At 60.9% G+C, this 26,823-nt stretch carries 22 protein-coding genes; 4 read left to right on the top strand and 18 right to left on the bottom strand.

From position 1 onward, the window contains the following. The first annotated feature begins 104 nt into the window (after positions 1 to 104). Positions 105 to 626, top strand: a complete 522-nt coding sequence (locus tag IPK09_10275; GenBank protein ID MBK7984001.1) for a 6-carboxytetrahydropterin synthase — start codon at positions 105 to 107, stop codon at positions 624 to 626. Positions 627 to 719: 93 nt separating this feature from the next. On the opposite strand, the gene IPK09_10270 is transcribed toward IPK09_10275, so the two are convergent. The 12 genes from IPK09_10270 to IPK09_10215 all read right to left on the bottom strand — a co-directional run bounded on the left by IPK09_10270 (position 720) and on the right by IPK09_10215 (position 15,540). Next, a complete protein-coding gene (locus tag IPK09_10270) occupies positions 720 to 1,061 on the bottom strand; it encodes a hypothetical protein (protein MBK7984000.1) in 342 nt (113 codons plus the stop codon). A gap of 83 nt (positions 1,062 to 1,144) precedes the next feature. After that, positions 1,145 to 3,439: a HEAT repeat domain-containing protein gene (locus tag IPK09_10265; GenBank protein ID MBK7983999.1), complete on the bottom strand. Its 2,295-nt coding sequence runs from the start codon at positions 3,437 to 3,439 to the stop codon at positions 1,145 to 1,147. A gap of 404 nt (positions 3,440 to 3,843) precedes the next feature. Beyond that, entirely contained in the window at positions 3,844 to 4,638 is a 795-nt protein-coding gene (thyA, locus tag IPK09_10260; protein MBK7983998.1) for a thymidylate synthase, read from the bottom strand. Between the two features lie 32 nt (positions 4,639 to 4,670). Next, entirely contained in the window at positions 4,671 to 7,406 is a 2,736-nt protein-coding gene (locus IPK09_10255) for a histidine kinase (protein ID MBK7983997.1), read from the bottom strand. After that, positions 7,406 to 7,708 carry a hypothetical protein gene (locus IPK09_10250; GenBank protein MBK7983996.1) on the bottom strand — a complete coding sequence of 101 codons (303 nt, stop codon included), beginning with the start codon at positions 7,706 to 7,708 and terminating at the stop codon, positions 7,406 to 7,408. The genes IPK09_10255 and IPK09_10250 overlap by 1 nt, the downstream gene beginning before the upstream one ends. 63 nt (positions 7,709 to 7,771) lie before the next feature. After that, on the bottom strand, positions 7,772 to 9,871 hold the full coding sequence (locus IPK09_10245) for a PAS domain-containing protein (GenBank protein ID MBK7983995.1): 2,100 nt from the start codon (positions 9,869 to 9,871) through the stop codon (positions 7,772 to 7,774). A gap of 4 nt (positions 9,872 to 9,875) precedes the next feature. Then, positions 9,876 to 10,253: a response regulator gene (locus tag IPK09_10240; GenBank protein ID MBK7983994.1), complete on the bottom strand. Its 378-nt coding sequence runs from the start codon at positions 10,251 to 10,253 to the stop codon at positions 9,876 to 9,878. A 39-nt stretch (positions 10,254 to 10,292) separates the two neighbouring features. Next, positions 10,293 to 10,616 carry a hypothetical protein gene (locus tag IPK09_10235; protein ID MBK7983993.1) on the bottom strand — a complete coding sequence of 108 codons (324 nt, stop codon included), beginning with the start codon at positions 10,614 to 10,616 and terminating at the stop codon, positions 10,293 to 10,295. 440 nt (positions 10,617 to 11,056) lie between these two features. Beyond that, the gene (gene mnmG, locus IPK09_10230; protein MBK7983992.1) at positions 11,057 to 12,946 is read right to left on the bottom strand and encodes a tRNA uridine-5-carboxymethylaminomethyl(34) synthesis enzyme MnmG; all 1,890 of its coding nucleotides are present in this window, start codon (positions 12,944 to 12,946) and stop codon (positions 11,057 to 11,059) included. Positions 12,947 to 13,015: 69 nt separating this feature from the next. Then, a complete protein-coding gene (locus tag IPK09_10225) occupies positions 13,016 to 13,990 on the bottom strand; it encodes an ABC transporter substrate-binding protein (protein ID MBK7983991.1) in 975 nt (324 codons plus the stop codon). Positions 13,991 to 14,005: 15 nt separating this feature from the next. Further along, positions 14,006 to 14,707 carry an ABC transporter permease gene (locus tag IPK09_10220; GenBank protein ID MBK7983990.1) on the bottom strand — a complete coding sequence of 234 codons (702 nt, stop codon included), beginning with the start codon at positions 14,705 to 14,707 and terminating at the stop codon, positions 14,006 to 14,008. Positions 14,708 to 14,769: 62 nt separating this feature from the next. Further along, positions 14,770 to 15,540: an ABC transporter ATP-binding protein gene (locus tag IPK09_10215; GenBank protein MBK7983989.1), complete on the bottom strand. Its 771-nt coding sequence runs from the start codon at positions 15,538 to 15,540 to the stop codon at positions 14,770 to 14,772. 269 nt (positions 15,541 to 15,809) lie between these two features. Between IPK09_10215 and IPK09_10210 the strand changes: the two genes are divergently transcribed. Then, a complete protein-coding gene (locus tag IPK09_10210) occupies positions 15,810 to 16,547 on the top strand; it encodes a phosphoadenylyl-sulfate reductase (protein MBK7983988.1) in 738 nt (245 codons plus the stop codon). Between the two features lie 117 nt (positions 16,548 to 16,664). On the opposite strand, the gene IPK09_10205 is transcribed toward IPK09_10210, so the two are convergent. Beyond that, positions 16,665 to 17,465, bottom strand: a complete 801-nt coding sequence (locus tag IPK09_10205) for a GGDEF domain-containing protein (GenBank protein MBK7983987.1) — start codon at positions 17,463 to 17,465, stop codon at positions 16,665 to 16,667. Between the two features lie 117 nt (positions 17,466 to 17,582). Between IPK09_10205 and IPK09_10200 the strand changes: the two genes are divergently transcribed. After that, positions 17,583 to 18,128 carry a hypothetical protein gene (locus tag IPK09_10200; GenBank protein MBK7983986.1) on the top strand — a complete coding sequence of 182 codons (546 nt, stop codon included), beginning with the start codon at positions 17,583 to 17,585 and terminating at the stop codon, positions 18,126 to 18,128. On the opposite strand, the gene IPK09_10195 is transcribed toward IPK09_10200, so the two are convergent. The 4 genes from IPK09_10195 to IPK09_10180 form a co-directional block, all read right to left on the bottom strand. Next, complete coding sequence (locus IPK09_10195) at positions 18,125 to 21,547, bottom strand: glycosyltransferase (GenBank protein ID MBK7983985.1); 3,423 nt, start codon at positions 21,545 to 21,547, stop codon at positions 18,125 to 18,127. The genes IPK09_10200 and IPK09_10195 overlap by 4 nt on opposite strands. A 161-nt stretch (positions 21,548 to 21,708) precedes the next feature. Beyond that, positions 21,709 to 23,883 (bottom strand): discoidin domain-containing protein, encoded by a 2,175-nt coding sequence (locus tag IPK09_10190; protein ID MBK7983984.1) that lies wholly within the window; start codon positions 23,881 to 23,883, stop codon positions 21,709 to 21,711. A gap of 61 nt (positions 23,884 to 23,944) precedes the next feature. Beyond that, the gene (locus IPK09_10185; GenBank protein MBK7983983.1) at positions 23,945 to 24,760 is read right to left on the bottom strand and encodes an ABC transporter permease; all 816 of its coding nucleotides are present in this window, start codon (positions 24,758 to 24,760) and stop codon (positions 23,945 to 23,947) included. Then, positions 24,757 to 25,692 (bottom strand): ABC transporter ATP-binding protein, encoded by a 936-nt coding sequence (locus IPK09_10180; GenBank protein ID MBK7983982.1) that lies wholly within the window; start codon positions 25,690 to 25,692, stop codon positions 24,757 to 24,759. The genes IPK09_10185 and IPK09_10180 overlap by 4 nt, the downstream gene beginning before the upstream one ends. A gap of 242 nt (positions 25,693 to 25,934) precedes the next feature. Here IPK09_10180 and IPK09_10175 point away from each other — a divergent pair, with 242 nt between their 5' ends. Then, positions 25,935 to 26,309 carry a hypothetical protein gene (locus IPK09_10175; protein ID MBK7983981.1) on the top strand — a complete coding sequence of 125 codons (375 nt, stop codon included), beginning with the start codon at positions 25,935 to 25,937 and terminating at the stop codon, positions 26,307 to 26,309. 32 nt (positions 26,310 to 26,341) lie between these two features. Here IPK09_10175 and IPK09_10170 read toward each other — a convergent pair whose 3' ends face one another. Further along, complete coding sequence (locus tag IPK09_10170; GenBank protein ID MBK7983980.1) at positions 26,342 to 26,620, bottom strand: hypothetical protein; 279 nt, start codon at positions 26,618 to 26,620, stop codon at positions 26,342 to 26,344. Positions 26,621 to 26,823: the final 203 nt, after the last annotated feature.

The raw sequence follows: 26,823 nt of genomic DNA, 5'->3' as shown, positions 1-26,823 counted from the left end.
CTTTTCGCTGGCCCGCTCGTTCCTCTGGCGGATGACGGTGCGGTGGCAGCGGGTTGGCTTGGTGAATTGACAGCGGGGCCAATGATTCCAACAGGAGCGACAGCATGAGCGGTCCAGACGAGCGGCAGTGGAAAATCCACATCCGCAAGGACAATCTGAAATTTTCGGCGGCGCACATGACGGTGTTTCCCGATGGCAGCAAGGAAGGCTTGCACGGGCATAACTATCAAGTCGAACTGGAAGTGGAGTTGGCCGAGCCGGCGTTGGCGCGGATGCTCAGCTATCAATCCTTCAAGCGAGTGCTGCGGTCGGTTTGCGCGGCGTGGGACGAAAAGATGCTGGTGGCCGGAGCCAATCCGTGGTTCGAAGCCCTGTCCGGCGATGGGGGCGAGTACGCTTTTCGGTTGTGCGGCAAGCGCTATGTGCTGCCGGTCGATGAGGTGGCGGTGTTAGCTGTGGACAACATCACCGCCGAGAATCTGGCTCGGTTATGCTTCGAGCAATTTTGGGAAAAATTAACAAAAGATCAGACGGTTGCCTGGCGAGAACAAATCTTCGCCGCCAGTCTGCGGGTCGAAGAATCACGCGGGCAAGGGGCGACCTACTCCGTCCGTTTCGGCCGCTGAGGGCGGGCTGGCGGCTCGTTCGGAGCGACCGCCCGGCCAGGGCGTGGGGACGGAGCCCTCGCGGAACGTGGTGCCGCGCCGGCGCGCCGCCGGTCACGGACCAGCCAAGGCCCGGTCGATTTTATTCACCCAGATCAGCGCCTCGTCCTGGGTCAGCAACCAAATCTGCAAGCTGTTACGGTAATCCTGCCAGGACTTTTCGACGCACTCGTTCATGGCGTCGGCATAGGTCGACACCGCTTTTTCGGGCGTATCGCCCAGGCTGGCGCTTTTTAGGTAAGCCGCGCCGTGGCGCAGGCAAAGCAAATACGTCTCCAAGCCTTTGCGCACCGAGCCGACGAGACTGAGGCTCAAAAGTCCGCTGACTCGCATCGTGCCCTGCCACGCCAGCAGGTTGGCAGCGTGTTGGCGGTCGAGCATGGTGTTGGTGTTCATTTTGTGATCTCCACCCCAGTTTATTATTGCATCGCACCATATTTTTAGACCGCGGTCAAGCGGGATGTTTCCGTCGGAGATCGTCAGTGGGATTGGCCTTCGTTTCGGTTCGGGCGGACCCGTAAGAGTTGGATAAAAACGTCGCTGACCGTGTGATCCTGGGTGTCGGCGGCGTAGTCGATCAGCCGTCGCTCCAGCGCGCGGGCGTCGCTCAAGGGCAGCAGTCGGGCCAGTTGCAGGTAGACGCCCCGGAACCGGGCATCGCCCAGATGTTTTTCCGGTTTGTCGTTTTCAGTTCCGAGAAACGCTTGGACGATGAAGAAATCCGTGATTTTGTCGTGTCGGAAATGCCATTCGTCGCACGGTTTGCCGCCTTCGACCATCGGGCGGTTGACGGTCATTTTGTGGCGTTCCAGGCATTGCAATTCCTTGGTGAATTGGCCGGCGGGCAGGGCGTCTTGGTCTTGCAGGCGCATTTGATAAACCGCTTCGGTGAATTTGCGCAGCGGAAAGTCGTGAAGCTGTTTTTGCCGATAATCTTCGGCCATGAGCCGATATTGCTGGTCTTGCAAACGGAACAGATCGGGGTTTTCGTCGCGCGCCAGCATGGCGGCCACCGAGGTCAGATCCATCGGGTTGGACAGCAGTTGGCGTATCGCCGCCAGCGTTTCTGGGGGTTGTTGGGGATCGAGGGTGGCGGTTAGGTAGCGCCGGCACGCTTGCTGGTAGGCGTCGCCGGTGATCCGGGCATCGTCGGGGAGGTGGTCTTGACGGGTCAGTAAAAAGGTCTCGATTTGGCTGTCGGTGAGGGGTTCGAGAATGTAGGTTTTGGCGGTTGCCGGCGGCGTCCATTCCAGCGGTTGGGCGCTCATCAGGATATTGCCCTTGAAATAGCTTTCTACGAATCCGGTGATTTTGGCTCGAGCGTCCGCCGAGACTTCGTTGAGACCGTCGATGCAGATGTCGAGCGCGCCGCTGTAGATCAAGTTGCGGAGGAAGGCGAGATCTTGGGCGGGGCCGTGCAGTTTGGCTTGAATGGCTTCCAGCACCCCGCCGCCGCATTTCTTCGCGGGCAGATACACCACCACGCGCCGGGCATGTTTGACCAGCGAGCGCAAGAACATCGTCTTGCCGATACCCGATTCACCTTCGAGGACGATCTGGTCACGGATGGCGGGGATCGCTTCGCGCAGCGGTTTTTGACGCCCGGAGGTTTTTTGCTTAACCAGTGAATCGGGGAAATAGGTCGACTCGTCGAAGGTGTCTAAGGCGACGTCGGCGATTAACGATGGCTTGAATGGCGCGAATAATTTCGCTCGCAGAAACGGAATCCAGGTGAGCGCGAAGCCGATATAGCCCAGCCCGATAAAGCGCCGTGCCCAAGGATTCCAGAAGAAGATGGCCTGCACGATGCGCGAGCGGGGATAGGCCGCGATTAGAGCCAGCCAGAACAGCGCATGGATTAGCGCGACCTTGGCGATGGTGAATGCATAATCGGCCGCTTCTATTGAGGCAATGACTTGCTGTACCGCCGCCGCGTGAGTGGAGCCGATTGCTGCAAGATTGGTTGCATGGGTCTTGAGCAAAGGTAGATCGTCAATTTTCCATCGGCCCGTTGTGGCGACGGTGGCGATCTGCGCTTCCAAATCGCGGCGTAATTTGGGAAAGGGTTCACTAAAAGGCCAAGCTTGTTCGAAAACGCGGAGCGTTTTAGCAGCTAAGCCGTGATCTTGAGCGATTGCGGCGATGGGTCGGGTGATCGGTTCGCCGATCCAAGCGATAAGTGTCTCGGTATCGGCGTTACCACCGCCAAGAAAATGAGCTAGAAATCGTGATTTGGAAACGAGAGAACTGTCATCGTAAACAATGGATAAAATGCTTGAGATTGATCTTAGCTCAAGAGGCCCTATCGCAATAAGCGCCCGAGATGCCGCCCAACGGGCATTCTTGTCGGAATCGCGCAGCAGCCGAGCTAGTTCGGGCGCTTGTTCCTTGGCCGCCGCGCCCATCGCTCCCAGCGCCTGGATCGCCGTCAGACGGACAGTCCAGTGGGGATCGCGCAGCAGCCGAGCTAGTTCGGGCGCTTGTTCCTTGGCCGCCGCGCCCATCGCCCCCAGCATCTCGACTGCTGCCTGCCGGACATTTTCGTCGGGATCGTGCAGCCACCTGGTCAGTTCGGGCGCTTGTCCCTTGGCCGCCGCACCCATCGTTTCCAGGGTTTGAGCCGCCGCCGCACGGACATTCAAATCGGGTTCGCGCAGCGACTTGGCCAGTTCGGGCGCTTGTTCCTTGGCCGCCGCGCTCATCGTTCTCAGGATTTGATCTGCCGTCAGGTGGGCACCCCGGGGATCGCTCAGTAGTTCCGTTAACCAGGGCATCAAACTCTTTGCTCTCCCGCCTAGGGCCGCGATCATCTCATGGATAGCCTCGGTTTCTTGAATTGCAGTGACCATCACTTTTGAGTTTTCGTCGTTCAAGGCCGCCCAGAAACCCTCCACTTTCCAGGCTAGTGGCTTTGTATCGTCCTCAGCGGCATGGCTGAAACCGACAACAGCTAGCAGACAGAGAAGGCAAATCCCGCTTTGAATCCGCATGTCCAATCCTTCGGCATTAACATCGTCAGTATCAAAACAGCACTGTCATATTAGCTCATCTGGCTAGGCAATCCGGCAAGCTCTTTGAGCGGCCAAACTGCTGCCTTGAAAATTCGGAGTTGATATCCGAATTTTCAAGATATTAGCCAAACGCCTTAAAATTTAATGAGTTGACTGCAAGCACGACCCTAAACCGCCACCGGCGCCTTGATGGCCGGATGGGACTGATAACCGATCACTTCAAAGTCTTCGTAGCGATAGTCGAACAGCGATTCTGGCCGGCGTCGAATCACCAGTCGTGGCGGTGGATAGGGTTGGCGGCCCAGTTGCAGGCGGGCCTGCTCCAGATGGTTCAAATACAAATGACAATCGCCGCCGGTCCAAATGAACTCGCCGACCTTGAGATCGGCTTGCTGGGCGACGAGGTGGGTCAACAGCGCGTAGCTGGCGATGTTGAACGGCACGCCGAGAAACAAATCGGCGCTGCGCTGGTACAACTGACAGGACAATTCCCCGCCCGCGACGTAAAACTGAAACAGCAGATGGCAGGGCAGCAACCGCATTTGCTCCAGTTCGCCCACATTCCAAGCCGACACCACGATGCGCCGCGACTCGGGATCGCGCCGCAGCAGCTCGACGGCGTTGGCCAATTGGTCGATGTGGCGGCCGTCCTTGGTTTCCCAGTCGCGCCATTGCTTGCCGTAGATCGGCCCCAAATCGCCTTGCTCGTCGGCCCACTCGTCCCAAATGGTGACGCCGTGTTCGTGCAGGTAACGGAGATGGGTGTCGCCGCGCAGAAACCACAACAATTCGTACACGATCGAGCGCAAATGCAACTTCTTGGTGGTGACCAGCGGAAATCCTTGGCGCAGGTCGAAGCGCATTTGGGCTCCGAACACGCTCAGGGTGCCCGTTCCGGTTCGATCCTGCTTGCGAGCGCCGCAAGTCAGCACCTGCCGCAACAGATCGAGATAAGCTTTCATCGTTGGGAAAAAGATGATTGACGATCCAGCCGTCATTCGCTGGAATGGGGTTTGCCGGGCAAGTCGACGATGAACGTAGAGCCTTGACCGATCTCGCTTTCCACCCAAATACTGCCGCCGTGATGTTCGACGATTTTTTGGCTGATCGGCAGTCCCAAACCGGTCCCCTTGGGCTTGCCGGCATGGGCGTCCGTGACTTGGTGGAATTTTTCGAAAATCAACTGATGCTGGTCGGCGGCGATGCCGGGGCCGTTGTCGATCACCACGACCCGCCAGCGGGTTTCCACTGGAAAGAGTTGAATGATGACTTTGCCGTCTTGATCCAGACAGAATTTCACGGCGTTCGACAGCAAGTTGATGATGACCTGAATCAAGCGGTCGCGGTCGCCAGCCATGATGACCGGCTTGTCGCCCAATTCCTCGGTCAAGGCGACCGACTTGTCGCGGAATAGCTGGCTGGTGGAGTTGATGGCGTCCTCAACCAGCGCCCGCAAATCGATGTCCTCAATGCGCCAGTCGATCCGGCCCGAATCGATCTTGGCCATGTCGAGCACTTGATTGATCAGCCGGGTCAGCCGCTCGCTCTCCTTGACGATGATCCCTAGGAACTGGCTGCGCTGCTCGACGGCCACATCGGGACTGGAGAGCAGGATTTCGGAAAACGCTCGGATCGAGGTCAGCGGCGTGCGCAGTTCATGGGTGACGGTCGAGATGAATTCGTCCTTCAGTTGATCCAATTTTTGCAGTTGGTTGTTGGCCTCGCGCAATTCGGCGGACGCCGATTCCAACTCGCGCGATTTCTGCTCCAACCGGCGGCTGTATTCGATCACCTGGGTGCTTTCATCGAGGATGGTCATCACCTCCTCGATGCTCAGCACCTCGCCCATCACGATCGAGGAGATCATCACCCGCGCCGAGGCCGCGCCGATCGCCCCGGCCAGCAGCCGTTCGGTGTAGTGAATCAGCCGGGAATCGGCTTCGAGTGGGTAGCCGTCGTGCTCCTGGGCGTACTGATCGAAGGCTTCGCTAGCGCGCTGTGGGCCGAGAAAACGCGCCAGCAGATCGTAGAGATCGGTGGTTTCCGCCACCCCCCGCCACAGCAGCGAATCGCCGTCGTGGCGGTCTTGTTCGAGCACGTTGACGAACTGGCTGCCTTGCACTTGTTCGATGGGGTCGGGCCGGCTCAGCATCGAACCGAACACCAAGCCGCCGATGTTGGCCAACATGCTCCAAAACACCGCGTGCATGTAGGGATCGAGGTGGTCGAGGCCCAACAGCGCGTAGGGTTTGAGCAGCTCCAAGCCGTAGGGACCTTGCTCGATGAAGCTCGCGTCCAACCAGCCGGAGCGGGCCATGGCCGGCAGCAACAGGGTATAGGCCCAGATCACGAACCCACCGCTCAAACCGATCAAGGCCCCGCGCCGGTTGGCTCGCTTCCAGAACAGGCCGATCAGAATCGGCGGCGCGAATTGGGCGGCGGCGGCGAAGGACACCAGGCCGCTGGTGACCAAAGCGTAGGATTCGCCGATAAAGCGGAAATACAGATAACCCAACAGGATCAACACCGCGATGCCGACGCGGCGGATGGCGAGCAACAGCCCCGACAGATCGCTGCGGCTCGCCAGCCACGGCGGGTTGGCGCGCAGCAAGATCGGCATCACCAGATCGTTGCAAACCATGGTGGACAAAGTGACGGTCTCGAACAAAATCATGCTGGTGGCGGCCGACAAGCCGCCCAGAAACGCCAGCAGCGCCAAATCCGGCTTGTGTTCGGCCATCGGCAGCGCCAGCACGAACATGTCGGCGTCGACCTGGCCGTTGGGAAAAGTCAACCGTCCGCCCAAGGCGATGGGCAGCACGAACAGGTTGATCAAGAACAGATACAGCGGAAACAGCCAGATCGCCTTGCGGATGTGCGTTTCGTTGACGTTTTCCACCACCAGCACCTGAAATTGCCGGGGCAGGAAAATAAAGGCCATCATCGATAGAAAGGTCAGCGACAGCCAGCCGCCGAAACCGCCCGGCACCACCTGAAAGCGCATCAGCGCCGCCAGTTCGGGCTTCTCGGCCGCCTGACGGAACAAATCGCTCGGCCCGCCGAACACGCCGAAAGTCACGATGGCCCCGACCGTCACGAACGCCACCAGCTTGAACAGCGATTCAAACGCCACCGCCGCCACCATGCCTTCGTGGCGTTCGGTGGTGTCGATGTGGCGGGTGCCGAACAAAATGGCGAACACGATCAGCACCAAGGCCACGTAAAAGGTGGTGTCGGTCCAGAACGGATGCTGGGTCGAGGCGGCCGCCATCGACACTTCGGGATATTGCCGCAGCAAGCTGAAACTGGTGGCGATGGCTTTTAGCTGGATCGAAATGTAGGGCAAGATGCCCAACACCACGATGATGGTGACCAAGCCCGCCAACAGGCCACTTTTGCCGTAGCGCGAGGCCACGAAGTCGGCGATGGAGGTGATGCGATGGATTTTGGTGATGCGCACGATCCGCCGCAGCACGAACCAAAACAGCATCGCCATCAAGGTCGGACCGAGATAGACCGGCAGATAGTCGATGCCGCTGCTCGCCGCCAGCCCCACGCTGCCGTAGAAGGTCCAAGCGGTGCAGTAGATCGCCAGCGACAAGGTGTAGATGTAGGGATTGGCGATGATCGAGCGGCCGATGTCGGCGCGATGGTCGCCGTAATAGGCGATGGCGAACAACACGCCCATGTACGCCAGCGCGCTGGCGATGATGATGCCGTCGCCCAACATCAGGCCCCGCGCTCCGAGTCGGCGTCGCCCGCCTCAGCGCGGTCGCCGGCGGCGGGCCGCGGCTGCGGCGGGACGTTCGGAGGTGTCGCGGGGCGTTGGTCGGGTTCGCGCACTTCCGAATGTTCGACCACGGCGATCAACAGCACGATCATCGCGAACCAAAACAGATAAAGGTAGAAATACAACAGGGGAATACCGAGCGGCATCCAGCTGGTATCGAACAGATCCAAAAACGGATAATTCAGCGCCATCACGCTGACGACGAACAAAATAACGATGTATTCCTTGGATTGTTGCCGCATAAATTGGCGCGTGGTACAGGATAAAGGCGCGGGATGTCGCCGCGGTTTCAGTGAAGATGAAACTTAAAAATTAGCTTGTGTCTTGCGAATTGCAACCATCTTGTCGGACGCCTCCAAGGCTTGCCCCAGGGTTTTGATACCCTGCGCCTCCAGCAAGTCCAGCAATTTGAGAAACACCCGCGCGGTGACCAGGGAATCGCCCAGCGCGTTATGGCGGTCGTGTACATCCACCCCCAAGCGGTCGGCGATCGCGTCTAGGTTGTGATCGTCGGTGTAATCGTGCAGGTAACCGGACAGCAATAGGGTATCGAGCACCGGATTGCCGAAGCGGGGCCCGCCCTTCTGTTCCTTGATCTTGAGAAATTTCATGTCGAAGGCGGCGTTATGAGCGACCAGCACGGTCTGATCGCCGCCGACGAAGGCGTGGAATTGCGGCAACACCATCGCGCTGCCAGGCTGGTCCTTGACCATATCGTCAGTGATCCCGTGAAAGCGGATCGTGGCCTTGGGAATCGTCTTGCCGGGATTGACCAGTCGGTCGAACTGTTCGCCCGCCAGCAAGCGGCGGTTGACGATGCGTACCCCGGCGATCTGAATGATCTCATCGCCCTGAGAAGGGGCCAGGCCGGTGGTTTCGGTGTCGAACACCACGTAAGTCAGCGCCGAGAGCGGATAATTGACCAGATCACCCCAATTGGCTCTTTCTTCATCGCCCAGCGAGAAGTCGTAGAACTCGGGACGATCCGGCAACGCCTCGGCCGGTTCCTTCCACTGATTGGCCGATGCTGGCAGCGGCAAGCGCAGCAGCGCGTAACCGGGCCGGCGATGGGATTGGCTCCACAACTCGCTGTTGTGGCGGCCTAATACTTCGCCCACCGTATTGGCGCCCACCAGATCCAGCACATGCTCGTCCAGCCAGCTTTCCAATTGGTCGGCGGGGACCGGTCCCCCCGCCCAGGTGATGTCCAGATAGACTCGACGGTTGCCCAGCAGGCACTCGATTTCGAAATCCTGACCGATTTCGCCAGCGTGCAACTGGCCGATCAGAAACTCCAGCAACAGCATGATCGAGTGGCTGTCGACGTGCAGCCACAGCGGCGCGCCCGTCGTCTTGATTTGCAAGCCATCGCGCTGCTCCAAGTGGCGGACCACGCTGCCGATGATATCGGCGGAATAGACGTTGTTCATCGGCCAACGATTGGCGTAGAGCGTGCGCAAATCAAGGGTCAGCTCCTGCAAGCGCTGGCTCAAGCGTTCGCTTTCCTCGACGATCACCCGCTGGAACGCCTGGCGTTGGGTCAGGTCCATGTCGCCGAACTGCAAGACGGTTTCCGCCGCCGCGCGCAAGCTGGCCAACGGCCGGCGCAGGTCTTCGGTGCGGGTCTTGATCGCGGAGCGATCCACTTGCTCGGTCACGTCGCGGAAGGTGACGACAAAGGTGGCGCCCCGGTCGGTCGCGCCCGGCAACAGGCTGATCCGGCAATGAAACATGGACTGATCGTCCACGGTGGCGCAGACGAACTCAGCGCCGCTGGCGGTGCTGCCGGCGCCGGCGTTCTGCTGGCGGTACTGGAGCAGTTGCAGCGTGCTTTCGACCGGCGCGCGGGTCCAAAGATCGTACAGAGAACGACCCAGCCCCAACCCCGAGCGGTTGGGCAATAACTTCATCGCCGCCGGATTGTAGAGCAGGATGCGAGCGGCGCCATCACAGACCAGCACGCCTTCGGACAACTCGCGCAGGACGGTTTCCAGGCGCGCCTTTTGTTCCTCGATTTCCTGGGTGGCGGTGACGGTGGCGGCCGCCACATCGCGCCGGGCGCTATGCAGGGCTTCACCCAATTCCAACAGCATGGGTGGGAATTCACCCAGCCAGTGCTGCTTGGGCAGTTCCAGGACGTAACCGGGATTGCTGCGGGTGATGATCCGGGCGCCGCGCGCCAAACCGCCGAGCGGGATGAAAAAGTGCCAGTCGAGCAGCGCCCACGCCACCGTGGCCGCGCCGACGATGGCGAAGGCGGCCAACACTGTCCAGAGCAAGAGCAGATCTTGCTCCTCGGAAGCGGGCACGCTTTGGTGGGTTTGCCATCCCAGCCAAGTCAGGGAGGCGAGAGTGAGGACGACCGGAATCAGCCACAGCAGCCAGAGCTTCGACCGGTACTTCATGGGACTAGCCGGCTTCCGCCAGCAGCTCGCGCACCCGTTCCACCACCTCCTGGGTGGCGAACGGCTTGGTGATGTAATCGTCCGCGCCCAGCGCCATGCCCTTCTCGCGCTCGACCTCACGCCCCTTAGCGGTCAGCATGATGATGCGCACGGCTTTCCAGTCCGGGTTGGCGCGGATGGCCTGACACACCTCGTAGCCGTTTTTCCGGGGCATCATGACATCGAGCAGAACCAGATCGGGCGTTTCGGCCGCGACGGCGGTCAGGGCCGCTTCGCCGTCGGAGGCGGTGCGCACCTGAAAGCCGGCCTGCTTCATCAAAAATTCCAAGGACAGGACGATGTTCGGCTCATCGTCCACGACCAGTATCTTATTCTTCGTCATGGCACCCCCGGTTGCCCAACGTTCTCGTTCGAAGGCGTATTATGACGGTTTTTCAGCGCTGTTTCTCTGGACGGTGGCGTTACGCGCCTCTGAAGGCTCGTCGTCCGCTTTCTTGTCCGGGCTTTCTTTGCCGCTGGTCTTGGCGACCGCTTCCCAGAACTTTTGCACCATTTCCATCGAGTGAAACTGAACGGGCAACAGCGGCTTGAAAAACTGATTGAACGATTCCAAGTTGAGCGAGCCGCGTTTGACGTTGTCGCGCAGGTTCTGCAAGACATCATCGTGCAGGGGTTGGATGTTCGGCAACCCCAGGAACTCGCGCATTTCCTGAGCGGTGGCCTCTACACTGACATTGACTTTCATCGGTTGATTTCCTCACGGGCGGGATGGTGGGTTTGGTCGCCGGGTCCGGCATCCAAAGGCCGCTTGACTACGCCAAGCATAGCAGGAAAACCAGCCGAGGCTTCCAAACAACGCCACGCTTTCAGAGGCGGCTGCAACCAACAATGACGGGCGAGCCAAGGCAAGGTTCCCGGCGGACGGGTGGGTAAATCGCGTCCGTCTGGATAGGCGCTTGCTCGGAGACGAGCACGGCGCGCGCCTGGAAAGCGGCGCAAGCGCTCTCAACTTTTCGTCGGCGCTGATGATCCCAGAAATTTTTCCAAAATGGTCGCCGGCTGGGACCGGTCGAACGGTTTGCTCAAGCAGTCATCCATGCCGGACCGGCGCCCAGGACTGGTCGCGAAACCTTTTCACGGCGTCGGCGGTCAGGGCGATGGCTCAAAATCAAGTCAAGCAACGGTCTAGGCAGTATTCCCGCGCAGCCGCCCTCGCTTGAGATGAACGAGCAACAGAGAAATAGCGGCAGGGGTCACGCCGGGGATGCGGCCCGCTTGGCCCAAGGTGTGAGGCCGCTGGCGGCTCAGCTTTTCGCTGACCTCGCGCGACAGGCCGCGAACTTGGCCATAATCGAAATCCGCCGGCAGCGCCAGTGCTTCGTGGCGGCGCTGGCGTTCGATCTCATCGCGCTGCCGTTCGATGTAGCCGGCATACTTGACCTGAATTTCCACCTGTTCGGCGACGTATGGGTCAACCTCTCCAGGCCCGACGCCGGGCAGGCTCATCAGCTCGGGGTACGTGACTTCCGGCCGGCGCAGCAGTTCGGCCGCCCGGCTTTCACGCCCCAAGGGTCCTTGCAGCACCCGTTGGAGGTCGGCCTCGGCGAACTGGGCCGGCCGAATCCACGTTTCGCGCAGCCGCTGGCTTTCCCGTTCGATGGCCTCGCGCTTGGCGGCGAAGGCGTGCCAGCGCGCATCATCCACCACGCCCAACCGGCGGCCAGTTTCGGTCAGCCGCAGGTCGGCATTATCCTCGCGCAGCAGCAAGCGATACTCGGCGCGGCTGGTGAACATCCGGTACGGTTCGCTGGCGCCGCGGGTGATGAGATCGTCGATCAGCACGCCGAGGTAGGCTTCGTCGCGGTGCGGCCACCATGGCTGCTCTTCTCGAACGAAGCGCCCGGCGTTGATGCCGGCCAGCAACCCTTGGGCGGCGGCTTCCTCGTAACCGGTGGTGCCGTTGATCTGGCCGGCGAAGAACAAGCCCCGGATCGCGCGGGTTTGCAGCGAATACTCTAAATCGCGCGGGTCGAAGAAATCGTATTCGATGGCGTAGCCGGGCCGGGTGATGTGGACCTTTTCCAAGCCCTCGATCGAGCGTACCAAATCGAATTGCACGTCGAACGGCAAGCTGGTGGATATCCCGTTCGGATAGAACTCGTGGGTCCGCAAGCCTTCCGGTTCCAGAAACACCTGGTGCGACGTTTTATCGGCGAAGCGGTGAATCTTGTCTTCGATGGACGGACAATAGCGCGGTCCGACCCCTTCGATGACCCCGGCGAACAGCGGCGAGCGATCCAGGCCGCCGCGAATGAAGTCGTGGGTGCGCTCGCTGGTGTGGGTGATCCAGCACGAGACTTGCGGTGGGTGTTCGGCGACCGAGCCCAAATAGGAAAACACCGGACAGGGGGCATCGCCCGGCTGTTCGGTCAGCCGTGAAAAATCGATGCTGCGTCCGTCCAGCCGAGGCGGAGTGCCGGTCTTGAGCCGACCGACCCGCGGCGCCAGTTCCCGCAACCGCGCGGCCAGCGCGTTGGCGGGCGGATCGCCGGCCCGGCCGCCTTCGTGGTTATCCATCCCGACGTGAATCCGCCCGGCCAGAAAGGTGCCGGCGGTCAAAATCACCGCCCTGGCGGCAAACTGGATGCCGCTTTGAGTGACGACGCCGGCAATGTGGTCGCCTTCGACGAGCAGATCGGTGGCGGCTTGCTGGAACACCCGCAAGTGAGGTTGGTTCTCGATGAGAGCCCGCACCGCCGTTTTGTACAGCAGCCGGTCGGCCTGACAGCGGGTGGCGCGCACCGCCGGCCCCTTGCGGCTGTTGAGAATGCGAAACTGGATGCCAGCGCGGTCGGCGGCTTGCGCCATCACGCCGCCGAGCGCGTCGATTTCCTTGACCAGATGGCCCTTGCCGATGCCGCCGATGGCCGGATTGCAGCTCATCGCCCCCACGGTCTCGATGGTGTGGGTCAGCAGCAGGGTGTTGGCCCCCAGCCGCGCGGCCGCCATGCTCGCCTCGGTGCCGGCGTGACCGCCGCCGATGACGATGACATCGAAGCTTTCGGGATAACGCATGATGGTTCAATCCTCTTTCCGCGTGTGCTGCCCGCGTGGCGCCGGACCAGCGCCCTGGCAACGACGGCCTCAATCCGGCAGCGGCAGTTGTATTGCGTAGTTGGACACCGGCAGCGCCACGGGGATCACGCCCTGCTTGACGAGAAATTGCGTGAAGCGCTTGTAACCCGCTTCATCCAACGCCGCTGGCCGTCGCGCCAGGTACGGCAGGGTATCGCGCCAGGCGCGACGGTTTAGTTCATCGTCCAGATTTTTGTATTTGTTGATAAACGCCTTCCAGGCGTCGTCCGGGTGATTGAGGATATAGAGCGTGGCTTGCTCCAACGCGGTCAGGAAGCGCCGCAGCCGGGGGTCGGTCAAGTTGTCGCGGTTGGTCACCAACACCAATTCGTCGTAGGGCGGGATGCCTTGTTCTTCGGGGTAAAATGCCCGGCCAGGTTTTTTGGCCAGATCGAGCTGGTTCAGTTCGAAATTGCGAAAAGCGCCGATCACCGCATCCACCTGTTTCGACAGCAGCGCCGGAGACAAGGAAAAATTGACGTTGACCAGGGTGACATCCTCGATTTTCAGGCCGGCTTTGGCGAGCATCGACTTGAGGAGCGCTTCCTCGAAGCCGCCGACCGAATAACCGATCTTGTGGCCTTTGAGGTCGGCGAGGCTTTTCACCGGCCCGTCTTTCAACACCACCAGCGAATTCAATGGAGTGGCCACCAGCGTGCCGATGCGCTTGATCGGCAGGCCGGCGTTGACGTGGACCAGCAATTGCGGTTGGTAGCTGACGGCGATATCCACCCTGCCGGCGGCGGCCAGTTTGGGCGGATCGTTGGGATCGGCGGGCGTTTGCAACTCGACTTCCAAACCCTCAGCGGCGAAGAATCCTTTTTCCTGAGCGATGACCAGCGCCGCGTGATCGGGATTGACGAACCAGTCGAGCATGACGGTCAGTTTCTTCTTGACGGGATCGGGTTGGTCGCCGGCCCAAGCCGCGGGGGCCAGCACGAGCAGGGCTAGCAACGGTAGAAAAGCGCGTAACAGTTTCGGCATGGTGTTCGCTTCCGTTCAGTCGGTTTCAGTTTCGGGACTAGGGCGATGCCAGGGCAACAAGCGTTTCGAGCCGGCATCCACCAGAAAATAAAGCCCAACCGCTAGCGCGGCTAGCACGAATAGGGCGGCAAACATCAAGTCTACCTGCATCCGACTGTTGGCGTGCAGCATCAAATAGCCCAAGCCGGCGCTGGAGCCGACCCACTCGCCCAGCACCGCGCCGATGGGCGCGACGGCGGCCGCCACCCGCAAGCCGGACGCCAGCGCCGGCAGCGCGGCGGGGATGGCGATATGGCGCAGCACCGCCCAGCGCCGCTGTTCCGGCAACATCACCTGGGCCAGATCGAGCCAGCCGCGCTGGGTATGGCGCAGGCCATCGTAAAAATTGGCGGTGACCGGGAAATAAATAACCAGCATCGTCATGGCGATCTTGGAGCTCATGCCATAACCCAGCCACAGCACCAGCAACGGCGCGATGGCGAACACCGGAATGGCCTGGGAGGCGATCAGCGCCGGCAGCAACCAGCGCCGCGCCCGCCGCGAATAACCCAAAACCAGCGCGCTGCCGCAGCCCAGCAGCGTGCCCAGCACCATGCCGAGGACGATTTCCAGGGCTGTAACCCCAGCATGATGGAACAATGATCCACTATGATGCCACAAACTGCGCGCCACCGCCCGCGGATCGGGTAGGATGTAGGGCGGTAAGTCGCCGAGCATGACGACCGCCTGCCAGACCAGCAGCAAACCCGCCAGCGTGGCCAGCCCGCGCCACAAGCTCTTCACGTCGCTTCCAGCCGGCGCAGAATGGCGCGATAGGCGGCCTGCACCGCCGGCTCGCCGGGGTCGCGTGGCGGCGTGCCGGGCAAATCGGGCAACGCTGACAGCGTGGCCGGCCGGCCGTTCATGATCAGAATATGCTCGCCCAACCGCAGCGCCTCCAGCGGATCATGGGTGACCAGCAATACGGTCTTCCCGGCCAACAGCTCGGCCGCCAGCGCTTGCAGGCGCAACCGGGTCAGGGCGTCCAAACCGGAAAACGGTTCGTCCATCAGCACCACCGGGCGATCTTCCATCAGAGTCCGCGCCAACGCGACCCGCTGGCGCATACCACCGGACAAGGTGTCGGGACGCGCCAGGGCTGCATCGGCCAAACCGACCCACCTCAGCAAGTCCAGCGCCCGCGTCCGATCCACCGGTTCTCCGCGCAATCGACCGCCGAGGGTGACGTTCTGCAAAACGTTCAGCCAAGGTAGCAGTAAATCCTGCTGCGCCATGTAAGCGACCCGAGCGGCGAGCGGCCGGCCGTCGCCGCCGCACAGTTCACCGCTGGCGCCGGGGGGCGTCAAGCCGGCCAGCAGCCGCAGCAGGCTGCTCTTGCCGACGCCGCTCGGACCGAGCAGACAAGTAAAGCTGCCACCGCTCAATTCCAGATTCAAACCGTCGAACAGCGTCATTCCGCCATAAACCAGCCGGGCGGCGCGCAAGCTGACAGCCAGGAGCCTTGGAGGCGGCGTTGCAGAGGCGACAATCGCGGGTTGTGATAGCGTCATCGAAGCGTCGGGTCAAGCCGACGCCATTCGAACGTCGGCAGCGATGAAGCGCGGCTTGGGGCGTGGCACGATTTGAAGTCGGATAACGGGCGGGCGTTCTTGGGCCAATGGTTGCGTCAACGGAATTATTTAAGAAGCTATTGGCATAAATATATAGATATTAATTCCTTTTAGATTGATCGCTGGGTTGTTAGTTTACTTGAAGAGCAAAAGACAAGCACGCGGACCACGCCTTTCGGCAGCCCGCTAACCGACAAGGCAGACAGGTAATGACTCAGGCAGTGGCACAACCTGGATTACGGGGGGACGGCACCGATCCAGGGTTCGAGCTCGAAACCATGAACCGCGAACTGGAGTCTTCGAACGCCGAGCGCCGGGTCGCCTGGGCCTTGGAAAACTTTCCGGGCCGTGTGGTGCTAACCTCCAGCTTCGGGGCTCAGTCGGCGGTTTGCCTGCACATGGTCGTCGCCCAGCAAGCGGATATTCCCGTCGTGCTGATCGATACCGGCTATCTGTTTCCGGAAACCTATCGCTTCATCGACCAGCTTGCCGAACGTCTGGCGTTGAATCTGCACATCTACCGCGCCCTCCACGGACCCGCTTGGCAGGAAGCCCGCTACGGCAAGCTGTGGGAACAGGGTTTGGACGGCATCGAACGCTACAACAGGCTGAACAAGGTCGAGCCGATGCAGCGCGCGCTCAAGGATTTAGACGCGGCGGCCTGGATTTCCGGCCTGCGGCGGCAGCAGGCGAAAAGCCGCCAGCATCTCGACGTGCTGCTGTGGCGCAATGGCCGTTGCAAGATCCATCCTCTGATCGATTGGACCGACCGCGACGTTTATCGTTACCTCACCCAATACGGCTTGCCCTATCACCCGTTATGGGAGCAGGGCTACGTCTCCATCGGCGATGTCCATACCACCCGCCGGCTGGTCGATGGCATGAGCCCGGAAGACACGCGGTTTTTCGGCCTCAAGCGCGAGTGCGGGCTGCACGAGCACGTTTGAGCGGCCGCCGGCGTGCGGTCAAAGACAGCGCGCTGGTCGCTGGTGAGAGCGCCAGGGATGTTCGGTCCCTGGCGCGCTTGCCCGGACGGTAAGTCAAAGGCGGTCCATGGTGTGATGCTAGCCACCGAGAGCCGTTTCTTGGCTTTCCTGGGCCGTGGCATCAAGCACGCTCGTCTGGTTTCTGCCATTTTTTTTTGCAAGATAAAGGGCTTTGTCGGCTTTGTTCAACAACGCCTCGATCGATTCTGTTTCCGCGATGAAAGCCGCTGCCAGGCCGATGCTGAGGGTATAATGAATCGAGATTTTATCATATAAGATCGGAGCGTCTTTGATTGCCGAATGCAAGTGCTCCGCCACTTTGAATCCGCTGTCGGCGAAGGTGTTCGGCAGAAGCGTTATAAATTCATCGCCACCCATACGGCCAAGCAAATCGCTTTTCCTCAGTACTGAGCCTATTGTTGTTGCAAATGATTTCAGGACCTTGTCGCCGGCGGCATGTCCGTACTGATCGTTGATTTCCTTAAAACGATCCACGTCTATCGCCAGTATGCAGAGTGGTTTGTGTTCGCGTTTTGCCAGATTGAGAAGAGCGTTGGCATTCTGCAAGAAAAAGTGCCGGTTCAAAAGGCCGGTCAAGGAATCATAGATAGCCAAATTCCTCATTTGCTGTTCGAGTCGGTGAGTCTTGAACAATAATCCCATCGGCCACCAGCTAGCAATAGGCGCGACGATCAGCGGAATGACGGCGGCTAGAATGAGGGATAGGGTCAGATCGATTTGAGGATAAATTTTTTTTAAAGGATAGCAAACCATGAAGGTCACGATATCCGAAATCAAAATGGAAAAAAGAGTGATGGATAGTACTGAATTTAAGTGTCCGATCTTGAGAAGGAGATTTTTCATGGAACCAGCAGTCACGCTTCTCGCCAGTGGATTTTAAACCGGAATGCATCGCAACCTCTGAACCGGCAATCAGATGAAACCAGAACGGCCTTGAGCGTGAGTGTACAACTCGCGCGGGGGAAAGTCAGCGGGATGAAAAACTCGATTTATTTCATCGGTGGCGCGAGCGCGTCCGGAAAGTCGACAGCCGCGAGAATGCTGGCGGCCAGAGATGGGCGCGCGGTCGTCGAGCTGGATAATTTTTACGATATTCTTGGAAAATTCGTCGACGATCAGGGCGCTTTGGAAAAAGTTACCGAGAAGATAGCTCTTGAGGTTATGGCGCGGCTTTTAGCCGCGGATGCGTTTTGTATTGTCGAAGGCGGCTGGATCGATCCCGCAAAGGCAAAAAAGCTGAAAGAAACTTCCGCTGGTCGCTTCTATCCGGTGTATTGCGGGTATCCGCGCCTGCAAGTGGAAGCGCGCTTCAAAATGATCAGAAAGGCAAAAGCGCACTGGCTGGCGGAAAAATCAGCAAAGGCAGCACATGCTTTTCTGCAAGAACAGCTAAAATTAAGCAAATGGTATCGAAAGGAATGCCAGAAATACGACCTGCCCTTTTTTGATTTCTCGACGGTTGAGGACGGCGCGGCCGCGCTGGGGGTTAATTACACGCGTTGGTGGGAATCAGCGGCTTAAGTAGCCTCCCGCACCGTCACCGTCGCTTTACGCTCCAATTTGCCCCAACCGACCAGGACACCCCGCAGGGAAGTCAGAGTGCTCTTGATGGCGACGTAGTACATCAACTGGCGATAGAAAAAGCGCTGCCAGAACAGCCAGACCAACAGGCTCCAACTCTCTTGACGCTCTAGCGTAAAAGCCAGCACGGCGGCCAGGTAGTCCGCTGTCACAAACAAGGCGTAATAGAACAGGACGCGCCAGAGCGCATCCGGTGAAAACTCAGCGGGATGTTGCCCGTAATTGAAGGCCGCGATGCCCAGCGACCAAACGAGCAGCAGATCCATGATCGGTGAAATCAGGGGGAAAAAGACCTGAAAGATGAAGATATTAGGCAGCGCCACAAAACCCAGTGCGCCGTGGCGCGGCCGGAACAATACATCGCGGTGTTTCCAGGCCGCCTGCATGGTGCCATACATCCACCGGTAGCGTTGGCGGATGAACCCGCGCACGGTGTCGGGCGCCTCGGTCAGCGCCACCGCTTCATCTTCATACGCGATGGCATGGCCCAGCTTGCGAATCTCCATGGTGAGGTCGGCGTCCTCCGCTAGCGTGAGGTGAGTGAAGCCGCCGGTCTGGACGATCAGCTCGCGCCGCCAGGCGCCCACCGCGCCGGGAACCACCGTGATGCAGTTGAGCACATCGAAGGCGCGTCGGTCCAGATTCTGGCTGGTGATATATTCCAGCGCCTGCCAGCGGGTGAGCAGGTTGACCCGGTTGCCGACCTTGGCGTTGCCAGCCACCGCCCCAATCCGTGGATCGGCAAAATGCCGGACTAATTTGTTGATGGTGTCGCGAGTGAAAACGGTGTCGGCATCCAAGGCCACGACGATTTCCGCGCGGGTCTGCGCCAGACCGAAGTTAAGCGCGGCCGGTTTGCCGCCGTTGGGTTTGGTAAAGACCCGCACCCGTGGCTCGTTTGCGAATGTTTCCCGGGCCACCCGATACGTGGCGTCGCCGGAACCGTCGTCGATCACAATAATTTCGAAGTGCTGGGGATGCTGGCTGGCCAACAGGGAAGCGATGGTCTGGGCAATGACTTTTTCTTCGTTGTAGGCGGGCACAATCACCGCCACCGAGGGCGCGTAGGTCGGGTCAAAGACCGCGCGCCGGCCGCGCCAGCGTTGATAGAGCGCGAGCACGCCGATAAACAGCAAACGGGCGATGCCGAGCACGATACCCAGTAAGAACAGCCAATGGACGAGCGCGGCCGCCCAGTTGAACACGCCGAACGCCGCCCCGTCCCACCAGGTTTGCCACCGACTGTCCGGCGGCACCAACGGCATGACCGCGTCGCGGCTGCGGCCCAGCAAATCCGAAACGGTCACAAACTGGAAACCCCGCTCGCGCAACGCCGCAACGATTTTGGGAACGGCTTCCACGGTTTGGTCGCGGTCGCCGCCGGCGTCGTGCAGCAGGATCATGTTGCCCTCGCCGCGTTCCGCCTCGGCCACGGTGCGCCGGACGATCTCCTCCACGCCGGGTCGCTGCCAATCGTCAGGGTCGATCTGCATCCCCACCACCAGATAGCCTTGTTCGGACGCCCACTCGATAGGGCGGAGCTGGTCGATGGTTTCGGGTTCGGCGTCGACCGCGTAAGGCGGGCGAAACAGCAACGAATGGCGACCCACCGCGCTGGCCAGCAGGCGCTGGGTCGCGGACAGTTCGAGCTGAAACTGACCCGAGGAAATGCTGGAAATGTTGGGATGGGTGAAGGTGTGATTGCCGATCTCATGGCCTTCATCGACCTCGCGGCGCAATAACTCGGGATTCAGCTCGCCGTTGACGCCGATGATGAAGAAGGTGGCCGGAACTCCGGCTTTGTGAAGCTCATCGAGAATCTGAGGGGTGTAGCGCGAATCGGGGCCGTCGTCGAAGGTCAAGGCGACCTTGCGCGGCGCGCCGCCGTGCCGGGTAATCATGTAGGGCGACGGAAATTGCGTGTAGTGTTCGGCGGTAATCAAGTTGCGTTTCGGGTCGAAGGTGAGGGTCCGAGCGCCCGGCTGCGGGCGGGCGGTGATTTCGAGGACCTCGCCCTGTCCTTCGTAATCCAGGCCGTAGCCGAAATGAATTTCGCTCAATGCCGCGGCGCGCGCCGCGTCCATCGGTTCGGTTTTGCCAAACACCCGCCAGAGCGCCGGATCTTCGCTGCCCAGACGCCAGAGCGCGACCCCGCGCGGGCGTATTGAACCCACCACCACCAACTGATTGAAAGCCGTTACGGCGTCCAACATCCAGACATGGTGGATGCGATCGTTGTCATCGGCGTAGTCGAATGTGGGATTGAGCGACACGGGATCGAGCCGGATAGCGCCTTCCGATTCCTTGGCGACCAGCACCGCTTCTTCAAAGGTCCGTTCCTCGGCGGGGTGGCCTTTTTCCCAATCGTAAGCGTAATTACCGATGGCGACGATCATTTTGGCGGCGGGTACGTCATGCTGGCGCTGGCGCAGCACCTTGGCGAACCAAGGCAGGCTGGCGATGGGGCCGGGAGTGCCGGTGGACCAGTGTTCGTCGTAGGCCATCAGGATTAGGTAGTCGGCGCTGCTGGCCAATTTGCGGTAGTCGAAGGCCGGATCGCTGGCCGGTACGTTGACCGAGACCGATAAATTCTTCGGATGGAACACGGTGTAGAGTTCGGCCATGAAGCGCTGGAAGTCGGGCTGAGCCTTGGTGGGAATGTTTTCGAAGTCGATGCTGACGCCGGCGAAATTGTGGCGTTCCACATAGGCCAGCAACTGCTCGATAACGCGCGTCCGCGCCGGCTGGCTGGCCAGCACCCGCCCCACTTTTACGCCTTCCCAGTCGCGACCGTTCCAGTTGTTGAGCAGCGGGATAATCGGCAAATCGGGATGGCGGGTGCGAATGTAGCTCGTGGCCTGCGACTGGCGGACGGGATCGTCTTCTCGCAACGAGCCATCCTCGGCCGCCAGGTGCAGCCATTCGGCAATCACCATATCCAGGCTGCCGAGATTCTGCTTGAGCGAGGTCATGCTCGAATCGTCCCAGTTCACGAAAAACCCGATGGCGAGTTGCGGTTTGTCCGCGATGAGACCCACTTTATGAACTTGAGCCGACAGCAGCTGCCGCAAATCGCGCTCGCGCTCCCGAGCCAACTTCAGCTTGGTTTTATGCAGGGCGCGCTCGCGGCGGGTGAGCGCGCGTTCGGGCGCTAGCGCGGGCAGGGCGGGAACGGCGTGAGCTCCTTGTGGCAAAAAACTGGCGCCCGGCAGGTTGAGCGCGGGCAGCACCGGACTGGCCAGGATGCTGACCAGAAGCCCCCCCAACAGCACCGTCAGGCCGAGCGCTGCCAGCATCATTCCCGCGCGCAGGCGCGGCCAGCGCTTGCGCGCGGGATCGAAGAAGACGGGCTTGACCATGACAGCGCCGCTTTCCGCTGGCGTTGCTGGCGCATCGATACTGGCTGGGTCTTCCGGTTTGAGCAGGGGTTGGGACATGTCGATAGCTTGCGGTCGAAAGTCGTTCGTCAGTCAGGTTGCGGGCGCTGTTGAAGGGCGGCGATGAAGCACGGTGCGGTCGCTCAAGATCGCGGTCCCGCGCTTCGAACCACCGTCAACGACCACGGTGGTAACCGCACGCTCACCGGAGCGCGGTCGGTCAGGCGGGTGTGCTTGGGCGGGCGACTGCGCGACGGTCGCCCGCGCTCGCCGTTCGCTTGCCAGCGGTACTGCGCGGCGGAAAACTGATAAAGATCGGCGGGGCCGAGCACCGGCGCAATAGTAGCGGATCCGGGTCCCGCGAAACGCAGCGCGATAGTCCAGTCTCGTTCCGGGTCCTTGTTGATTGCCAAAATCGCCCATCGTCGATCGGGACGCCTTACAGCATAAACGCTCAACGGCGATGGGTCATCTGAAATAGTATTATCCAGTCTGGCCGGATAAACCTCATGGGCCTGGGTCGGGTTCCCTACCCATTGGCGGTTCAATAAGGTTGCGGCGTGATAAGTTGCGGTGCGCGCCAAAATCCGGCGGCGCTCGTCCGCTAAAAACAGGGTGTTGTTACCCCAGGTTTCACAGTCCGGCCCCTGATAAATCGGGCTGGGCTCGTAGCCGTACAGATAGGCGGTTGCGCCGCCGAGGGTCAGGAAGGTTCCCACGGTATCGGCGTTGAACAAGGCGCCGGTCAGATCGACTTCCGCCTGAGCAGAGAACGCGGAATAGCCGTATTCGGTGATATAGAGCGGGATGTCGCGCGCTAATCCTTGCCGGTAAAGCTCTGCTATCCCGGAAGCCAGCAGCGCTGCCGCCTGTTGCAAGTGCGCCGCTGGCGGCTCGCAAACCTCATCGAAGGGATACCACTCGAAGGACAAGAATTGCAGTGCCGCCTGGCGGTTTCGTGCTTGCAAATAACCCAGCAAACGAGCCAGCCAAGGCCGGTCGGGCGCTACCGCGGTTCCCGACCACGCCATCATGGGTTGATCCCAGAGCGATTGGAACGAAGGGCCGCCCAGGGGGATGGTTGGATCGATTGCGCGCAGCGCCGCCGCCGTTTGCAGGTAGAGCGCGCCGTAATCCTCCGGTGCCGCGTACTGACCGTCCGGCTCCTCGCCGACTTCGATACCCCGCAGGGGATAGCCGCGCCGGCGCAGATAGCGCAGCAGGGCGGCCGCGTTGTCTGGCGTGTCGTAGAGCGCGCCTACCGCCATCAACACCGGCAAGCCGCGAGTCAGGCCGCTGGCCAATACTCGATCGATGCCCGGCTGTTCCACCGTTTTGTCCAGATCGCTGGCGCGGTGCCAGGGATCGGTGGAGGAAACGAAAAACCGGGTCTGGGTCTCGCGGGATTTACCGTGGCGCACCGCGTCGCGGAGTTGGCCGGTGGCATCCAGCGTGCCGAGGTAAATTTCCCGCACCGCATAGCCGAGCGCATCGCGCGGATCGTTGGCGGTCGGCGGGGCGGTGTGGGAGGCTTCTTCCAACACGATCCGCAGGAAACGCACGGCGATGGGCTGTTGGCTCAAGCGTAAGCTAACGTCGCCGCCACGACCTTGCAAGACCGCGCCTTCAGGAAAGGGTTGCCAGCGGCCGTCGGGATATTCGTCCGGGTCTTGCGGGTCTTCGCCGTCCCAGTACTGCACCGTGTAGCGCACCGCATACGGGTTACCCCAGGCGATGCGAATGCCGTCCACCGGCGTGCGACGGCCCAAGTCGGCCATCAACCACTGGGGATGGCGGCGGCTGTCTTCGCCGGTGTAACGGCGCTCCAGGTAGGGATTGCTCTTCCAGAAGGTGGCTAAATCGCCATCGCCGAGTCGCGAGTAACCGTTGTTTTCGGCCTGATCGATGGAGTTGCCGCGGCGCGGCAAGCGATAGCCGTAGGAGGTCAGGATCGGAGCGCCCGGCCGGTCGTCGGAGGTCCAGTAGCCTCGGGCGCGCGGGCGGTCGCTCCACCGCCCGCGCGGATTCCAGTGCCAAGCCTCGATCGCCAGTTCGGTGCGCAGCCGGTAGCTGAGCGCTCCCAGGCCCGCCGAGCGCATCGCGCGCAGGGTTGCCGGCTGATAGATGGCCGCGCTGTCGCCGCGCGAGTGGCCGTCTACCCCAGCGCCCAACGCGCGGGCGGGAATGAACGTGTTGACGGGACCGGCGCGAAGGTCGACGGTAACGTTGACAACAGGCGCCGCATGGCTTGGCGTAAGGCTGGCGCATAAAGCAACAATAGCGAACGCACATGCGGTACGTAATTTAAAAAGGCTCATGATTCAAATTCTTATGATGCCTTCGAGACGCGCGTTTTCAAGGCGATGCTCCGAAAAACCGTCAATCCTCTCCCAACACTCGCTTCCGCAACAGCCGCTCGTCGATGGGGATGAGGGTCAAGATCATCAGCAAAAACAGCCCGCAGGCCACCGCCAAGTGTTGGTTCAGCTCGCCGGCCAGCAGCAGGAAACGGACCCCTTCCGCCAGATGGTGCAAAGGGTTCAGCGTCAGCCAAGCCTGAATCCAGAGCGAGTCGCTTTCCAGCGGGAAGTAGGTGCTGCTGGCGAAAGCCAGCGGCATGATAACCAGAAAGAACGGGATATTCATGTGGTCGATGCTGGGCACCAGCGCCGTGAACAAGAGCCCCAACGCAGCGAAGGCCAGCGCGGCCAGAAACAGCAGCGGCAACACCAGCAGCGCGCTGGGCCAGTGCAGGTGCAGCCAGCCGGTCAGCGAGAACCCCGCCAGCACCAGAATCACGATCAGGGCATAGAAAGTGCCCAGGGTGGCGGCCCACAGCACCTCGCCCCAAACCACATGCTCCAGCCGCACCTGGGTGATGAGTTGCCCTTCCCAGGTTTTCTGGTAATGCATTCGGATGTAGGCCGCGAACAACGCTTGAAAGAAGGCGGTCATGAACGCGGTGTAGGCCAACATGCCGGGCGCCAGATAGGCCAGATAGGGTACGGGCCGCCCGCGCCAGGCGAATTCGGGAATGAAACCGCCCAGTCCCACCCCGAACGCCAGCAGCAGGATGATGGGTTCGAACAACGGCGGCAGCGCGGCGGTATACCAGTTACGGCGGTACACGGTCAGGTGCCGGCCCAAAACGGCGCGACTTTGCCACTGGAAGGCGGCGCGGTAATGGAACATCATGATTTTTGGGCCAGTTTCAGGAACAGATCGTCCAGCGTGGGCGGGCGGACCTCGAAGCGCAGCTCGCCGAAGCGGGCGCTGAACCGCGCGAGGCCCGGTCCATCCAGCGCCAGATGCAAACTGGAAAGTACCCGGCTGGGTTCCGACAAACCGGCTTGGCGCGCCCACTCGCGGACCGCCGGCGCGGCCGGATCGCGGGCGTCCAGCACCAGCATGTGCTCGCCGACCAGATCCCCCAGCACGGTCGGCGATTGGCCGGCCGCCACCGTCCGGCCTTCGCGCAGCACCAGCAGCTCGTCGGACAGCCGCTCGGCTTCCTCCATGTAATGGGTGGTCAGCACGATGCCCAAGCCGTCGCGCCGCAGGGTGTCGATCAACTCCCAGACTTCCAGCCGGGCTTGCGGGTCCAGCCCCGTGGTCGGTTCGTCCAAAAACAGCAAGCGCGGTTCGTGGACCAGGGCGCGGGCCAGCATCAGCCGGCGCCGGTAGCCGCCGGAGAGGATTTCGGGTTTGTCGTTCGCGTAGCGATCCAGGCCGAAGCGCTCCAGCAGCGCGCCGATCCGTCCCGCCCGCGCGGTCGGTCGGAGCCGAAAGTAACGGCTGACCTGCTCCAGATTGCCGCGCACCGTGAAATCGTTGTCGAAGGTGTCGTCCTGGGTGCAGACGCCCACGCGCCGGGACGCCGTTTCGGGATCGGCGCGGCGGTCGGTGCCCGCTATCCGAATCGTGCCGGCGTCGGGTTGAAGAAAGCCGTAGCACATCCGCAAGGTGGTGGTCTTGCCGGCTCCGTTCGCGCCCAGCACACCTAACACCTGACCGGCCTGGCAACTCAAGCCCACGCCATCGACGACGCGACGGCCGGCGAATTGCTTGACGAGCCCGACCGCCAGCAGGACCGGTTCTTCCGGCGTTTTTGGTTCATAGGCGTTCATCGCTGGGGATATCGTCCATCGTGTCGGGTTGTTTTGGGGTTGCAGCAGGGACTGAAACAGTTGAAATAAAGTTCCGAAGTCGAGAAATCAGGCTGAAATTTTCCGGTCGTAGCTTACAGGTCATGAACGGCAAGCGCTGGACCGTCGCCGCTGTTGCTGGTTGTTGGTTGCAAAACGAAGACGGCCGTTTGCTGGATTCGCTACTGGGTTGTCATCGACCGTTGTCGGAGCAGGAGGACGCCATGAACGCACTAACACCCGAGCGGCTTCGCCAGGAAAACTCGGTTTTTGCCGGCACCGGCGGCGTGAGTCAGGGCAACCGATCCAGCGGTTTTTTGCCGGCCTTTTACGATGCCGAAAGCGGATCGGTGGAAGTCGCCCGCTTCAGCAACGGCGCGCCTGCACCCATGCATTTGCTGGATGGCTTGCCCGAGGAGTGGGTGCGGCGCCAGCGCCCTTCGGGACGGGTGGTCGCCGTCAAGGATTCGGTGGTCGCGGGATTCCTGCGCCGAGGCCGCTTCTACACCCGCGAACAGGCTGCCCGCGCCATGAAGTCGCTGGCGGCTCACCGCTCCAGCAACGCTGCTTGCCCGTTGAATGGCCCCGGTTTGGATTGATCGAACCCCCGGCGAGGCCGGGGGTCTGGGGCTCAATAAACGTTAATGTGGCTGTGATCGTTGAAGCCTGAGTGCGTGATGCGAATATCGTTCAAAGGCTTGTTGGGAGTGGCGGCGACCCTGACCGCATACGCCTCGCTGCGGTCGTTGAAGCCGCTCAGCAGGATGCCAACCGGTTGGCGTTGCGTTCTGGGGTCGGGCTTGACGCTGGCGATGAAGTCTTCACCGCGGTCGTTGAAGGACTCGGCGTGAGCCGCGCTGGCAAGACCGCCGGCCAAGCCCAGCGCGATAGCAATAACTAAGGTTTTCATGATCTGTCTCCACGAGATAGTTGCAGGAACATCACTGTCTTTCGTCATCCGTCGGGCGCACTATAGGGTTTTAGGGATTTCGCAATGATTTCTTAATTGTTGAATTTGATTGCATTTGTAACCAGGTCTGCAACCGGCGGCAGCGAGACAAGGCCGCTGGAGTGCTGGTGAAACCCAGACCGTTTGTTCGGTATCCAAGTCGA

The sequence above is a fragment of the Candidatus Competibacteraceae bacterium genome (genome assembly GCA_016713505.1).
In the GTDB taxonomy this organism is placed as follows: domain Bacteria; phylum Pseudomonadota; class Gammaproteobacteria; order Competibacterales; family Competibacteraceae; genus Competibacter_A.
The sequence above is the reverse complement of the archived record's forward strand: the minus strand, read 5'-3'. Positions and strand labels throughout refer to the sequence as shown.

Coding starts and splice junctions, on each gene's coding strand:
- IPK09_10275 (MBK7984001.1), top strand. CDS start 105: ATGAGCGGTCCAGACGAGCGGCAGTGGAAAATCCACATCCGCAAGGAC.
- IPK09_10270 (MBK7984000.1), bottom strand. CDS start 1,061: ATGAACACCAACACCATGCTCGACCGCCAACACGCTGCCAACCTGCTG.
- IPK09_10265 (MBK7983999.1), bottom strand. CDS start 3,439: ATGCCCTGGTTAACGGAACTACTGAGCGATCCCCGGGGTGCCCACCTG.
- thyA (MBK7983998.1), bottom strand. CDS start 4,638: ATGAAAGCTTATCTCGATCTGTTGCGGCAGGTGCTGACTTGCGGCGCT.
- IPK09_10255 (MBK7983997.1), bottom strand. CDS start 7,406: ATGTTGGGCGACGGCATCATCATCGCCAGCGCGCTGGCGTACATGGGC.
- IPK09_10250 (MBK7983996.1), bottom strand. CDS start 7,708: ATGCGGCAACAATCCAAGGAATACATCGTTATTTTGTTCGTCGTCAGC.
- IPK09_10245 (MBK7983995.1), bottom strand. CDS start 9,871: ATGAAGTACCGGTCGAAGCTCTGGCTGCTGTGGCTGATTCCGGTCGTC.
- IPK09_10240 (MBK7983994.1), bottom strand. CDS start 10,253: ATGACGAAGAATAAGATACTGGTCGTGGACGATGAGCCGAACATCGTC.
- IPK09_10235 (MBK7983993.1), bottom strand. CDS start 10,616: ATGAAAGTCAATGTCAGTGTAGAGGCCACCGCTCAGGAAATGCGCGAG.
- mnmG (MBK7983992.1), bottom strand. CDS start 12,946: ATGCGTTATCCCGAAAGCTTCGATGTCATCGTCATCGGCGGCGGTCAC.
- IPK09_10225 (MBK7983991.1), bottom strand. CDS start 13,990: ATGCCGAAACTGTTACGCGCTTTTCTACCGTTGCTAGCCCTGCTCGTG.
- IPK09_10220 (MBK7983990.1), bottom strand. CDS start 14,707: ATGCTCGGCGACTTACCGCCCTACATCCTACCCGATCCGCGGGCGGTG.
- IPK09_10215 (MBK7983989.1), bottom strand. CDS start 15,540: ATGACGCTATCACAACCCGCGATTGTCGCCTCTGCAACGCCGCCTCCA.
- IPK09_10210 (MBK7983988.1), top strand. CDS start 15,810: ATGACTCAGGCAGTGGCACAACCTGGATTACGGGGGGACGGCACCGAT.
- IPK09_10200 (MBK7983986.1), top strand. CDS start 17,583: ATGAAAAACTCGATTTATTTCATCGGTGGCGCGAGCGCGTCCGGAAAG.
- IPK09_10195 (MBK7983985.1), bottom strand. CDS start 21,547: ATGGTCAAGCCCGTCTTCTTCGATCCCGCGCGCAAGCGCTGGCCGCGC.
- IPK09_10190 (MBK7983984.1), bottom strand. CDS start 23,883: ATGAGCCTTTTTAAATTACGTACCGCATGTGCGTTCGCTATTGTTGCT.
- IPK09_10185 (MBK7983983.1), bottom strand. CDS start 24,760: ATGATGTTCCATTACCGCGCCGCCTTCCAGTGGCAAAGTCGCGCCGTT.
- IPK09_10180 (MBK7983982.1), bottom strand. CDS start 25,692: ATGAACGCCTATGAACCAAAAACGCCGGAAGAACCGGTCCTGCTGGCG.
- IPK09_10175 (MBK7983981.1), top strand. CDS start 25,935: ATGAACGCACTAACACCCGAGCGGCTTCGCCAGGAAAACTCGGTTTTT.
- IPK09_10170 (MBK7983980.1), bottom strand. CDS start 26,620: ATGAAAACCTTAGTTATTGCTATCGCGCTGGGCTTGGCCGGCGGTCTT.